Raw genomic sequence first — 12,795 nt, 5'->3', positions numbered from 1 at the left:
CGTTTATTGTTGCTGGACGGAGATCACCGGCGTCGGCGACACCAGCACTTTCGCATGCATCTGCTCTGACCCGCCGCCCCGGCGCATGCCCCGCACCGGGCAGGCGTCGAGGTAATCAAGCCCCACCGCCAGTTTCAGGTGCCGCTCCGGCCGCGCCAGCTCGTTGGTCACGTCGAAGCTGTACCAGGCGTCTTCGATCCAGGCCTCGGCCCAGGCGTGACTGGCCAGGTGTTCGCAATCCTCGCTGTACAGATAACCCGACACATACCGCGACGGCACCCCGAGACTGCGCGCGCAGGCCAGAAACGCGTGAGCGTGATCCTGGCAAACACCCGCCCGCCCGGCAAACGCCTCGGCGGCGCTGGTGTCGACTTCGGTAGATCCCGGCGTGTAGGTCATGTGCTGGTTCAGCCCATGCATCAGGTCAATCAATGCGTTGCGGTCCCGTCGTTGCTTGCAGGATTTCTCGGCAAACGCCCGCAGCGCCTCGTCAGCCTCGGTCAGCCTGGTGAAACGCAGGAACGGAAGCGCCGACTGGCTCTCGTGCTCCGCTTCGCGCAATTCGTCGATATCGACCTGCCCCCGAGCGCCGATGATGATCGCTTCGTGGGGCTCGTCCATGGTCAGCACATGCAGGATGTTGCCGAACGGATCGAGCTGGGCACGTACCGGGCGCGGCAGGTCGAGCTGCCAGCTCAACACGTGCTGACGCTCGCTGTCGTGGGGTGTCAGGCGCAGGTACTGGATGCTCGCGCGCACCTGATCTTCGTAGTGATAGGTGGTCTCGTGGCTGATGGAAAGTCTCATGCGGCCTCCAGGTAGGAACTGTGAATGGCGTTGCCCAGCTGGCGCACCAGCGGGATGAACTCGGTGAGCCAGGCGTGCAGCCCTTCCTCGAGGATTTCGTGGATGCCGGTGTAGCGCAGGCGTGCGTCCATTTCTGCCGCCAGCCGTTGCGCCGGGCGACCGTTGGCCCCCGGCAGTTGCGCCAGGATCTGGTCGATCTCTTCGGTGCAGGCCCGCAGCGAACGCGGCACGTCGGCGCGCAACAGCAGCAGCTCGGCGACATGCCGGGCGCCGGGCGCGTCGCGGTAGATTTCGGTGTAGGCCTCGAACGAGGACAAGGCCCGCAACAAGGCGCTCCACTGGTAATAGGCGTGGGCAGTGCCGTCGCTGACCGCTTCCGCCTGATCACCGGCCATTTCGTAGCGGGCGTCGAGCAGGCGCAAGGTGTTGTCGGCCCGTTCGATGAACGTGCCCAGGCGAATGAAGCGGAACGCGTCGTTGCGCATGATGGTGCCGTAGGACGCGCCCCGGAACAGGTGCGAACGTTCCTTGATCCACTCGCAGAAGCGGCTCATGCCATAACGGCTGAGGCCCTGATTGGCGATCCCGCGGATCTCCAGCCAGGTGGCGTTGATGTTCTCCCACATGTCGGCGGTGATCCGCCCGCGCACCGCATGGGCACTGGCCCGCGCCGCACCGAGGCAGCTGTAGATGCTCGCCGGGTTGGCCGCATCGAGGGCGAAGAAATGCAGCAATCGCTCGGCATGCAGCTCGCCGTGGCGTTCCAGGTAATCGTCCAGGGTGCCGGTGATCATCAGCGGCATCGCCAGTTCGTGCAGACCGTCGCCACGGCCGTCCTGCGGCATCAGCGACAGCGAATAGCTGACATCGAGCATGCGGGCGAGGTTTTCCGCCCGCTCCAGGTAACGCGACATCCAGTACAGATCCGAGGCAGTTCTACTTAACATGGCAGGCTTCCTTCAATCCTCGACCACCCAGGTGTCCTTGGTTCCGCCGCCCTGGGATGAATTCACCACCAGAGAGCCTTCACGCAGGGCGACACGGGTCAAACCGCCGGGCACGACCCGGGTTTCGCGGCCGGACAATACGAACGGGCGCAGGTCGATATGGCGCGGCGCAATGCCGTTTTCGACAAAGGTCGGACAGGTCGACAGCGACAGCGTCGGTTGCGCGATGTACGCGTGGGGCTTGGCCTTGATCCGCTCGCGGAACGCATCGATTTCCGCGGTCGTCGCTGCCGGCCCCACGAGCATGCCGTAACCGCCGGAGCCCTGGGTTTCCTTGACCACCAGATCCGGAAGATTGGCCAGTACATGGGAAAGTTCAGACGGATTGCGGCATTGCCAGGTCGGCACGTTCTTCAGGATCGGCTCTTCATCGAGGTAGAAACGGATCATCTCGGTGACGAACGGATACACCGATTTGTCGTCCGCCACACCGGTACCGATGGCATTGGCCAGCACCACGTTTCCGGAGCGATAGGACGACAACAGTCCCGGCACGCCGAGCATCGAATCCGGGCGGAACGCCAATGGATCAAGAAACGCGTCGTCGAGTCGGCGGTAGATCACGTCCACCGCTTTCGGGCCGTCGGTGGTGCGCATGAAGACCTTGTCGTCGCGCACGAACAGATCGGCGCCCTCGACCAGCTCCACGCCCATTTCCCGCGCCAGGAACGCATGCTCGAAAAACGCGCTGTTGAACCGCCCCGGAGTCAGCACCACCACACTCGGGTCGTCGATCGGGCTTGAGCTTTTCAGGGTGTCGAGCAACAGGTTCGGATAATGGTCGATGGGCGCGATGCGCTGGGCTGCGAAAAGTTCGGGGAACAGGCGCATCATCATCTTGCGGTCTTCGAGCATGTAGCTCACGCCGCTGGGCGTGCGCAGATTGTCCTCGAGCACGTAATAGGTGCCGTCGCCGTCGCGCACCAGATCGACGCCGGAGATGTGCGAATAGATATCGCGGTGCAGATCCAGGCCCTGCATCGCCAACTGGTATTGCTCGTTGGCCAGCACCTGCTCGGCGGGAATGATCCCGGCCTTGATGATGCGCTGCTCGTGGTAAAGGTCGGCGAGGAACATGTTCAACGCCTTGACCCGCTGGATGCAGCCGCGCTCGACGATCCGCCATTCGCTGGCGGGAATGCTGCGCGGAATGGTGTCGAAGGGAATCAGGCGTTCTGTCCCTTGCTCGTCCCCGTAGAGCGTGAAAGTGATCCCGGCACGATGGAACAGCAGATCGGCCTCGCGTCGCCGCTGGGCCAGCAGTTCGTCAGGCGTGTCCGCCAGCCAGCGGGCAAACTCCCGGTAATGCGGGCGGACCTGGCCGCCGGCATCGTACATTTCATCAAAATAGGTGCGGATCATGCCGTACTCCTTGTCACCCCGGACCTACAGGCCTTCGCAAGGCCCGTGCCATCGGCATAAACGCTTTGATTTCAATCGGTTGGATATTCACGCCACACGCACCGCACCATTCCTGTGCGGCAAATGCCCCAACCTGATCGCCCCCGCTTCATTGCGACGCAGTCCTGTCGCCTATCACCAGCATAGTCAGAGTTGATTTCACTGCCCGGCGCCGCCTGCGGATAATCCGCACATCCGCTGCAAAACGTCCCTGACGAAGCACGCAGCCCAACTGACATGGCTTGCCTCGGCAGCCCTCCCGGCCGTAACCCTGACCGGTTTCCTCTCCTTCCGGTCTTCCCTTTCAGCCACCTCTCCCGGTGGCTTTTTTTTGCGCCGGATTCTTGTTTCAGGGTTTTGCCGTGCAATGTTCAGGGGGCAGAAACGACAACGGCCGACCCGAAGGTCAGCCGTTGCTCGACGTGTTGCGAGGGTGATCAGTTCAAACGATGGCGGTTGCGCACCTCCTGCTTCACGCCCCAGCCTTCGATGATGCCGCCCAAGGGCTCGACCACCGCCGAAAAGCCCTGTTCGAAATCGCCGATGTCGTCGTAGGTTGCGTACATCACCTTGCTCAATTCCAGGGACCACGCGCCGTCGTCGCGCGCACTGACCTGGGCATTGATGGATTCACCGCGAAACTTGCCTGCCGCCCTGCGCGCCCGCTCCTCGTCCGGGAAAATGGCGTAGAACTCGATGGGATGGAATCGGGAAAAATCGAAACCGCCTTCTTTCATGCGGCGCAGCACGTTGCTGCTGATGTCTTCTTGATAGGCTGTGCTCATGAACGTCCCCCTCGCATAGATGGATAGACTTTCCGTATTCCCTGCACCTGGCCGAACGGCTCAGGCGTTACGGCAACCGTGTTGCCGACGGGAAACAAGCATGTAGCTGACAAGACCAGACCTTAGCGATCCGTTCGCTGATCTCGCTTGCAGAGTAGCCCCAAGATAGAGCCGCTGCCAAGGCCTGGTGCGTTACTGACAAGAAGATTTTCAGATGGGTGTGATGCTGCGGATTTCGATGCTGTTCTGGGTTTTCAGGCTTTTGGCGCCTGCATCGGAGGTGCGCCCTTCCAGATCGTTCAGATCCAGTGCGGCGGCGACAGGAAGGAGTCGTTCCTTGATCAGTCGTGCGGCCTCATCATCGCTGGGGCATTCCGCACGCTCGAAGACTTCATCGACAATTTCACCGTGATCATCCACGAAAGTGACTTTCCACTTTTGCATTGGAGCCTCCTCGAACAAACCCGCAAATGGGCTTACATCTATCTCGACTTTTGTCAGGATTGATCGTTCAAAAGCTTTACACCGATGAAACATGAAAAACCTTTCATCTACGGGAGCGAATCGCTCCGCTCCCGCAGCGATGACGGCTGAATGATCAGTCGTTGCTTGGCTTGTTCACCGCTTGCAGCACGTATTGTGGCAAGGCGAAGGCGCCGATGTGGATTTCCGGGTTGTAGTAACGGGTGACGATGCCGCTGCCGATGAAGCGCTGTTGCAGGACTTCACGGCTCAGTTTGCGGTAGGCCGGGTTGGTCGAGCCCCAGGCGAAGGTCATCGAGCCGCCGATATAGGTCGGCACGGCCGCCTGGTAGAAGTGCCAGTCCGGGAACAGGCTGCGCAGGCGACCGGCGGTGGTCTTCACTTCGTCGATCTGCATGAACGGCGTGCCGTTCTGGGTCACGAGGATGCCGCCCTCGTTCAGGCAGCGATGGCAGGCCTGGTAGAAGTTTTCCGAGAACAACACTTCGCCCGGCCCGATCGGGTCGGTGGAGTCGGAAATGATCACGTCGAATTTTTCAGTGGTGGTGGCGACGAAACGCATGCCGTCGTCGATCACCAGGTTCAGGCGTGGATCGTCGTAGGCGCCCTTGGAGTGGTTCGGCAGGAATTCCTTGCACATGTCGACCACGGTGCCGTCGATCTCGACCATGGTGATGTGCTCGACGCTGGCGTGTTTGGTCACTTCGCGCAGCATGCCACCGTCGCCGCCGCCGATGATCAGTACGCGCTTGGCGGTGCCGTGGGCGAGGATCGGCACGTGGGTGAGCATTTCGTGGTAGATGAATTCATCGGCTTCGGTGGTCTGGATCACGCCGTCCAGCGCCATCACCCGGCCCATGCGCGGGTTCTGGAAGATCACCAGGTGCTGGTGCTCGGTGCGCACTTCGTGCAGCAGTTTTTCCATGCGAAAACGCTGGCCGTAGCCTTCGTAGAGGGTTTCCAGGTATTCGCTGGTCTTGGTGACGGTCATGGTGAAGTGCTCCGATGAATGCGCGGGCGCCAATCGTCAGGTTCGATTGCCCGGGAAAGGCGCGCATTCTACGTTGCCGAAGATGACAGGTCGAACCTCAGTTCATCGGCCCCGCGCAATCCATGGTGCGAGCGCTCAGATCCGCACATTGCCCCGCGGCCCGGCGATCGCCCAGATGATCAGGCCCAGCACCGGCAGGAGGATGATCAACAGCACCCAGAGGATTTTCATCCCGGTCTCGGCGCCGCTTTTCAGCACGTTGATGATCGCCCAGATGTCGAGGGCAAGAATGATCAGGCCGATCAGGCCGTTGAACGTGGAACCCATGGTGTCGCTCCAGAATAGTGGCATGCACTTTTAGGATAGACGGTCGCGCGTAGGGTTCCCTTTTATTGCGTTCAGACGTGAACGGCGACCTTCAAGGCTTCCAGCGACGGCGCGGCGGCGATGCCGACTTCGGCGCACAGCTCCAGCACGCGCGGCACGTCGTTACCGTAGACCAGCACCACTTGCAGCTCGTCGTCGAGCAACTGGCTGAAGTTCATCAGCGTGTAACCACCGTTTTCCTTGTTCAGGCTGCTCATCTGCACCTGGATGCGGTTGAGCGCAGTCAGCGCTTCAGTCTTGGCCAGTTGCTTGGGCTTGAGGTTGAACTCCACGCCCGGGCCGAACGACGCCACGATCTGCGCGAACAGATCGACGTAGGTGTCGGCCTGGAACAGCACGGTCTCCGGCAGACTGCCGACCACGACCCACTCACCCAGCGGAATCGGGAAGGTGTCGTCGTAGTTGATGTCCGGATTGGCGGTCAGAAAAGCGTCGGCATCGGCGTAGGCCTGTGCGGCTTCATCGGCGACCTTCTGAATCTCGTCTTCGCCCATGCAGCCGGAGCTGATTTTGCTGATGAGTTCGGCGAGTGCGGCTTTCATGGGGGCAGGTCCTGTGGCTTGGGGAATTTCGAGGGCGCGAAGGATAGCGCATTCTCGCCCTCGCCACAGAGCCGCCTGCGGACCGACGGGGTCAGCCCAGCAGTTTTTCCAGCTGCGCGGTGGTGTCCACAGCGCCCATGGTGCGGGCCGCGTCCAGCGCGGTGACGCCGTTGGCGTCCTTGGCTTTCGGGTCAGCGCCCTGGTCGATCAGGAACTCGACGATTTCAACGCGGTTGAACATCGCTGCCATCATCAACGCCGTACGGCCATCGAAAGAGGCGCCTTCAATCTGCGCGCCACCGGCCACCAACGCCTTGACCACCGCCAGATCACCCTTGAACGCCGCGCCGGCAATCGGGCTCTGGCCGTTGCCATTGCGTTGTTCCGGGTCGGCCTTGTGCTTGAGCAGAACCTGCACCGCGTCCACATGCCCGTAGTAACTGGCGAGCATCAGCAGGGTGTCGCCCTTGCTGTTGGTCAGGTTCACCGGCAGACCGGCGGTGATCAGGCGGTCCAGCATCACCGCATCACCTTCGCGCGCCTTGTTGAATACCTGCTCGGTGAATTCGGCAGCTTCTTCGGGGGTCATCTGGCGGCTTTGGTCGGACATGGGGCAACTCCACTTTCGGTCAATCGGAAAGCCGCTAGTTTCCCGAGCGCGACGATAGCTGTCACCCCCTTTTTTCCAAGGCAGCCGATAGCCAATATCAATAACGGAACTTGCCTGCCTGGATGTCCGCAAGGATTTCATCCGTAACCTGCACGTAGGTTTCGGTTCCCGGCAACCAGGCGTAGATCGGGTCATCACCCGCCAGGCCGGGGTCGAAGCCTTCGTTTTTCAGGCGCGTCTTCTGGTATTTGAAGGTGCCGGTGGTTTCCATCTTCACCTTGACCCGCAGGAACAGCGGCACCGCATAGGCCGGCATGCGCTGACGGGCGAAGGCCAGCAGCTCGGTGAAGTCCAGGGTCGCCAGAGACTCGGCCGGGGTGATCGCCGCCATGCCGGCGCGACCGTTGGTGTCGGGGATTTCCACGCCATAAGCCACGGCTTCGGAAATGTGCGGATGCTGGAGCAGCAGGTTCTCGACCTCGGTGGTCGAGACGTTCTCGCCTTTCCAGCGATAGGTATCGCCGAGGCGATCGACAAACTGCGCATGGCCGAAACCGATGTTGCGCAGCAGATCACCGGTATTGAAGAAGCGGTCGCCCTGGGTGAACACGTCCTGCAGCACGACTTTCGCGGTTTTCTGCGGATCGGTGTAACCGTCCAGCGGCGCCTTGTCGTCGATTCGCGCCAGCAACAGACCCCGCTCGCCCCGGCCGACCTTGCGCATGAAGCCGTCGTCACCGCGAATCGGCTCGCCGCTGTCCTGATCGTAGGCGACCAGTTCCCAGGCCATCAGCGAGAAGCCGATGGTGTTGTCGAAATTGAGGATGTTGGTGAAGCCGATGTTGCCATCGCTGGCCGCGTACAGTTCGCAGATGTGATCCACCGCAAACCGGGTCTTGAACTCGGCCCAGGCACCGGGCCGCAAACCGTTGCCGATCATCTTGCGCACGTCGTGGCGGCTGTCATCGCTGCTGACCGGTTGATCCACCAGATAGCGACACAACTCGCCGACGTAGCCGATGGTGGTGGCGCGGTAGCGGCGCACGTCGCTCCAGAACTGCCGGGCGCTGAACTTGCGGCGAATCGCGAAACCCGACGCGCCATTGACCGCAGAGCCCCAGCACACGCAAAGCCCGGTGGCGTGATACAGCGGCAAGGTGCAATAGACGATGTCGTCCGGGCGCATGTCGAGGGCGATCATGCCGAAGCTCGCCGAGCTGCGCATCCAGCGTCCGTGCTTGAACACCCCGGCCTTGGGCAAACCGGTGGTGCCGGAGGTGTAGATGTAGAAGCACGGGTCATCAAAGAAAATCTGTCGGCTGCTGGCCGGGTTGTCGACAGATGCGTCGGCGCTGGCACTGATCAGATTGGTGTAGCCCTCCGGGGCGATGCCCGGGTGGCTGAAGGTGTCCTGATCTGCCACGAACCAGGTGCGGGCCGGCGCAATCGTCACTTGCTCGCGCACTGCGGTGAAGGCTGGCAGCAATTCCTCACCGACGACAATCGCCACCGGCGCCACCAAATTGATGCTGTGAATCAGCGTGTCGCGGGTCTGCGACGTGTTCAGCAGCGCGCTGACGGCGCCGACCTTGGCCAGCGCCAGAATCGTCACCAGCAGTTCCGGACGGTTCTCGATGAACACCGCCACCACATCGCCCTTGCCGATGCCCTGCCCGATCAGATAGTGGGCGATGCGGTTGGCCCACTGGTTGACCTGCGAATAACTCAGCACCACCTCGCCCGACAGCAGCGCGGGGCCATCCGGATTGCGCAGGGTCGCTTGCTCGAATGTCCAGCCCAGGCCACAGGTTTGGGTCGGATCCTTGACGTTGGCCACCTTCATGCCTTTCACCACCCGAGGGATGGCTTTGGCGATCATCGGCAGTTTGCGGAGCATCATGCCCCAGGTAATCGTGTCGCTAGGCGCGTGACTCATGGCAGCTCCCGTTCGACCTTGACGTGCAGGCCGGATTTTTATTGTCGGGCAATCGGGTGAGACAACCGGCGCTTCTCGAGCGAGGGTCGAGGCCGAAAATACGTCAGGGCTTCTCGGGCTGTACACGCGGTTTTTGCAATGTTTTGTATCCGCCAACGCTACAAGGCGAAACGCGATTGCGGCCGCAGGGAATGGTTCAATCGGATCGACAGCGATCCCGCAAAATGCAGGATGCACGATGGCCATTCATGCAGAATGCACGACGAGTTGAATTTACAGAATTTATAACTTATTGATTTATAACGAATTTATAAAAACAAAATACTGGCACAATCGCTGCAACCTCCTCCGCATGCTTGCCATTCAAGTGCATACGGAGCTGAAAGACATGAGCCTGATCCAAGAAAAATTTACCTCCCTGTTCTCCAACTTCGCAGTCACCACCCAACCGCGTCCCGATGGCGGGATCCTGCTGACGCTGAAGAGTGCCGACGGCAAAGTGTTCAAACGTGCGCTCACCTATCAGCAATTGCATGCCGGCGACCAGCTGTCGTGGGCAATCAGCGCGATTCGCCGTGATCTGGCGGAACAGGCCAGCGAGCTGCCGCAGATCGGCATGCTGCAAAGTCAGCAGCGTTTTGCTCTGCCGACCTATCACTCGATGTAAACACCGCATAAACAAACAGGCCGTGGAGCTTTCGCTTCACGGCCTGTTTTTTTGCACATCGATTTTCTGGAGTCAGAACGCTTCCGGTTCGATCCCGGTAAAGCTGTCGACGGTCACATGCCCTTCCAGCTCCCCGCCCTCACGGGCCAGGCCACAGGTTTGCAGGCCGGCGGCCTGAGCGGCATCGAGTTCCTGCACGATGTCGGACAGGAACAGGATTTCCTGCGGCTCAACGCCGATGGCCTGCTGAATATTGCTGTAGGACTGCGCTTCGCGCTTGGGGCCCGACGTGGTGTCGAAGTAACCACTGAACAGCGGCGTCAGATCCCCGGCTTCCGAGCAGCCGAAGATCAGCTTCTGCGCCTGGATCGAGCCGGACGAGTAAACAAACAGTTGATACCCGGCCTGATGCCAGCGCTGGAGCGCTTCGACGGCGTCCGGGTAAACATGCCCCTTCAACTGCCCGGCCTGATAACCCTGCTCCCAGACCATGCCCTGCAACGCTTTCAGCGGCGTGGCTTTGCGGTCTTCGGCGATCCAGGCCAGCAGAATGTCCACGACCCGTTCAACGTCGGCCTGCGGTTCGTGGCTGTCGCGGCGTACGGCGTCCAGTTGCTCGGCGACATCGGCGCGCGTGGCGTTCTGGCGAACGAAGTCCGGCAGATGTTTCGCCGCATACGGAAACAGCACGTCGAACACAAAACTCACAGCGCTGGTGGTGCCTTCGATATCGGTGAGGATGACCTTGATCGACATCGCCTCAGTCCTCCAGGCGCGGGAAGCGGCCGGCGATGTCTTCGCCGGTGAAGTTGGCAACCCAGCCTTCAGGGTTGTTGAACAAGCGGATCGCGACAAAGTGCGGGTTCTCGCCCATGTCGAACCAGTGTTTGGTGCCCGCCGGTACCGAAATCAGGTCGTTCTTCTCGCACAACACGGCGTAGACGTAATCGTCGATGTGCAGGGTAAACAGACCACGGCCGGCAACGAAGAAGCGCACTTCATCTTCGCCATGGCGATGTTCTTCAAGGAACTTGGCGCGCAGCTCGGCTTTCTGCGGGTGATCGCTGTTGAGGCTGACCACATCGACGGTGATGTAACCGCGCTCGGTCATCAGCTTGTCGATCTGCTCTTTGTAGGCGCCGATCACTTCTTCCTGGCTGGCACCGGGCTGGATCTTCGCGGCGGCTTGCCAGCGGTCGAAACGCACGCCCTGCTCGGCCAGGGTCGAGGCGATGTCTTCGAAATGGGTCAGCACCTTGTTCGGAATTTCAGGGCTGGAAACGTGATAGACGGACAGGCTGCTCATGGGGCAATTCCTCGGTATCGGCCTTGCCGTCCGGTTCTTCGAGACCGGTCGGGCACTGCATTCATCAGGCAAATGGGCTGGTTCTGGTGAAGTCAGCCTTGGCGGTTCATGACGCTGCGGGTCTTCAACTCGCATTCAAACAGGAATTCAAAGGCCTCGATCTGGCGCAACGCGTCGCTCATCTGTGCGCCCCAGGTGTAGAGACCGTGGCCGCGAATCAGATAACCGACGCAATCGGGATGGGCGTCGAGCCAAGGCTGCACCTTGGCGGCAAGGCGCGCAATGTCCTGATCGTTGTCGAAGATCGGCACGCGCACCCGGGATTCGTGGGTCGAAATGCCGCTGAAGGCTTTTTGCAATTCGTAGTCTTCGAACTCGATGAAGTCTTCCGGCGTCAGGCGCGACAACACCGTGGCGTTCACCGAGTGGGTGTGCAGCACCGCGCCGATCTCCGGGCGCCAGCTATAGAGCTGGGTGTGCAGCAGGGTTTCGGCGGACGGCTTTTTGCCCGGTTCCAGACTGTTGCCGGACAGATCGGTGGCGAGCACGTCGTCCAGTCCCAACTGGCCCTTGTGCTTGCCGGACACGGTCAGCAGCGCTTCGCTCGGCGACAGGCGCGTCGAATAGTTGCTGCTGGTGGCCGGTGACCAGCCGCGACCATAAAGAAAACGCCCGGCATCGACGATTTGCTGGGCAAGCTGTTCACGGGTAAGGCTCATGGCCTGTCCTCTTGCATTCGAATGGCAATGATAACGGCAGCGGCGAGCGCTGCGAGACTGGCAATACTAAAGGTCAATGTCGCGCCGAGGGCATTCCAGCTGTAGCCGGAATACAACGCGCCGAGCGCACCGCCGGTGCCGGCGAGTGCTGCGTACAACGCCTGGCCCTGCCCTTGCTGACGGGCGCCGAAGCTACGTTGCACGAAGGCGATGGCAGAAGCATGAAAGCTGCCGAATGTCGCGGCGTGCAGCACTTGGGCAAACAGCAGCACCCAGAGGAATTCGGCGAACGAACCTAGCAGCAACCAGCGCAGTGCCGCCAGCAGAAAACTGGCCATCAGCACGCGGCGCAGGGAAAACCGCGCGAGGATCCGGCTCATGGCCATGAACATCAGCACTTCCGCCACCACACCAACGGCCCAGAGCATGCCGATCACGCCACGGCTGTAGCCCAGTCGTTCGAGGTGCAAGGTCAGGAAGGTGTAATACGGCCCGTGGCTCATCTGCATCAGCGCTACGCAACCGTAGAACGCCAGCACCCCGGGACTGCGCAATTGCTTGAGAAAGCCTTCGCCCGTCGGCCGGTTGCCCTGAGGCGGCTGCGCGTTCGGCACCCACAAACTGCTGAGTACAATGCCGGCCATGATCAACACCAACGCCGCCGGGTAGATGTCGAGGCTCAGCCATTCGAACAATCGCCCGAGCGCGACCACGGTGATGATAAAACCGATGGAGCCCCATAGCCGGATCTGGCTGTAGCGGGAGGTCTGGCCCTGCAAATGTGCAAGCGTGATGACTTCGAACTGCGGCAACACCGCGTGCCAGAAAAACGCATGCAGCGCCATGACCATCGCCAGCCAGGCGTAGGTCTTGCTGACGAAAATCAACGAGAAGGTCAGCAGCGTGCACACTGCGCCGAAGCGCACGATAGCCAGGCGTTTGCCGGTGTAGTCGCCGAGCCAGCCCCAGATGTTCGGCGCCACGCAGCGCATCAGCATCGGAATCGCCACCAGCTCGCCGATGCGTGCGGCGCTGAATCCGAGGTGATCGAAGTACAGCGCCAGAAACGGCGCCGTCGAGCCGAGCAAGGCGAAATAGAACAGATAGAAACTGGACAGCCGCCAGTACGGGAGCGCCGCCACGGTCAGACCGCA

15 protein-coding genes are annotated in these 12,795 nt (G+C 61.1%); 1 reads left to right on the top strand and 14 read right to left on the bottom strand.

Translation table 11 applies throughout. The annotated features are described in order from the left end of the window. Positions 1-3: 3 nt before the first annotated feature. From DLD99_RS09520 to DLD99_RS09475, 10 genes are all read right to left on the bottom strand, one after another. Complete coding sequence (locus DLD99_RS09520; protein ID WP_114882007.1) at positions 4-807, bottom strand: transglutaminase family protein; 804 nt, start codon at positions 805-807, stop codon at positions 4-6. Continuing rightward, the gene (locus DLD99_RS09515; protein ID WP_065258049.1) at positions 804-1,754 is read right to left on the bottom strand and encodes an alpha-E domain-containing protein; all 951 of its coding nucleotides are present in this window, start codon (positions 1,752-1,754) and stop codon (positions 804-806) included. Before DLD99_RS09515 ends, DLD99_RS09520 begins: the two co-directional genes overlap by 4 nt. A 12-nt stretch (positions 1,755-1,766) precedes the next feature. Further along, complete coding sequence (locus DLD99_RS09510; RefSeq protein WP_025113343.1) at positions 1,767-3,176, bottom strand: circularly permuted type 2 ATP-grasp protein; 1,410 nt, start codon at positions 3,174-3,176, stop codon at positions 1,767-1,769. Between the two features lie 476 nt (positions 3,177-3,652). Then, the gene (locus DLD99_RS09505) at positions 3,653-4,000 is read right to left on the bottom strand and encodes a ribonuclease E inhibitor RraB (RefSeq protein ID WP_007960698.1); all 348 of its coding nucleotides are present in this window, start codon (positions 3,998-4,000) and stop codon (positions 3,653-3,655) included. Between the two features lie 210 nt (positions 4,001-4,210). Then, positions 4,211-4,444, bottom strand: a complete 234-nt coding sequence (locus DLD99_RS09500; RefSeq protein ID WP_085710655.1) for a hypothetical protein — start codon at positions 4,442-4,444, stop codon at positions 4,211-4,213. Between the two features lie 154 nt (positions 4,445-4,598). Further along, positions 4,599-5,474: a polyamine aminopropyltransferase gene (gene speE / locus DLD99_RS09495; RefSeq protein WP_085608797.1), complete on the bottom strand. Its 876-nt coding sequence runs from the start codon at positions 5,472-5,474 to the stop codon at positions 4,599-4,601. A gap of 135 nt (positions 5,475-5,609) precedes the next feature. Further along, positions 5,610-5,801, bottom strand: coding sequence for a PLDc N-terminal domain-containing protein (locus DLD99_RS09490; protein ID WP_003223221.1), 192 nt, complete (start codon positions 5,799-5,801; stop codon positions 5,610-5,612). A 71-nt stretch (positions 5,802-5,872) separates the two neighbouring features. Continuing rightward, a complete protein-coding gene (locus DLD99_RS09485) occupies positions 5,873-6,403 on the bottom strand; it encodes a hypothetical protein (protein ID WP_085710654.1) in 531 nt (176 codons plus the stop codon). A gap of 91 nt (positions 6,404-6,494) precedes the next feature. After that, a complete protein-coding gene (locus DLD99_RS09480; RefSeq protein WP_085710653.1) occupies positions 6,495-7,013 on the bottom strand; it encodes an ankyrin repeat domain-containing protein in 519 nt (172 codons plus the stop codon). 97 nt (positions 7,014-7,110) lie between these two features. After that, the gene (locus tag DLD99_RS09475) at positions 7,111-8,949 is read right to left on the bottom strand and encodes a long-chain-acyl-CoA synthetase (RefSeq protein WP_114882006.1); all 1,839 of its coding nucleotides are present in this window, start codon (positions 8,947-8,949) and stop codon (positions 7,111-7,113) included. Positions 8,950-9,337: 388 nt separating this feature from the next. On the opposite strand from DLD99_RS09475, the gene DLD99_RS09470 reads away from it, so the two are divergent. After that, positions 9,338-9,616, top strand: coding sequence for a DUF3509 domain-containing protein (locus tag DLD99_RS09470; RefSeq protein WP_085710651.1), 279 nt, complete (start codon positions 9,338-9,340; stop codon positions 9,614-9,616). A 72-nt stretch (positions 9,617-9,688) separates the two neighbouring features. Here DLD99_RS09470 and mtnC read toward each other — a convergent pair whose 3' ends face one another. The 4 genes from mtnC to DLD99_RS09450 form a co-directional block, all read right to left on the bottom strand. Then, on the bottom strand, positions 9,689-10,372 hold the full coding sequence (gene mtnC, locus DLD99_RS09465) for an acireductone synthase (RefSeq protein WP_114882005.1): 684 nt from the start codon (positions 10,370-10,372) through the stop codon (positions 9,689-9,691). 4 nt (positions 10,373-10,376) lie between these two features. After that, positions 10,377-10,922: a 1,2-dihydroxy-3-keto-5-methylthiopentene dioxygenase gene (locus DLD99_RS09460; RefSeq protein ID WP_085710649.1), complete on the bottom strand. Its 546-nt coding sequence runs from the start codon at positions 10,920-10,922 to the stop codon at positions 10,377-10,379. Positions 10,923-11,014: 92 nt separating this feature from the next. After that, positions 11,015-11,641: a methylthioribulose 1-phosphate dehydratase gene (locus DLD99_RS09455; RefSeq protein WP_085710648.1), complete on the bottom strand. Its 627-nt coding sequence runs from the start codon at positions 11,639-11,641 to the stop codon at positions 11,015-11,017. After that, positions 11,638-12,783 (bottom strand): MFS transporter, encoded by a 1,146-nt coding sequence (locus DLD99_RS09450; protein WP_114882004.1) that lies wholly within the window; start codon positions 12,781-12,783, stop codon positions 11,638-11,640. Before DLD99_RS09450 ends, DLD99_RS09455 begins: the two co-directional genes overlap by 4 nt. Between the last annotated feature and the right edge of the window lie 12 nt (positions 12,784-12,795).

It is taken from the genome of Pseudomonas kribbensis (genome assembly GCF_003352185.1).
GTDB classification, from domain to species: Bacteria; Pseudomonadota; Gammaproteobacteria; order Pseudomonadales; family Pseudomonadaceae; genus Aquipseudomonas; species Aquipseudomonas kribbensis.
Note: the sequence above shows the minus strand (reverse complement) of the source record. Positions and strands in the feature narration are given on the sequence as shown.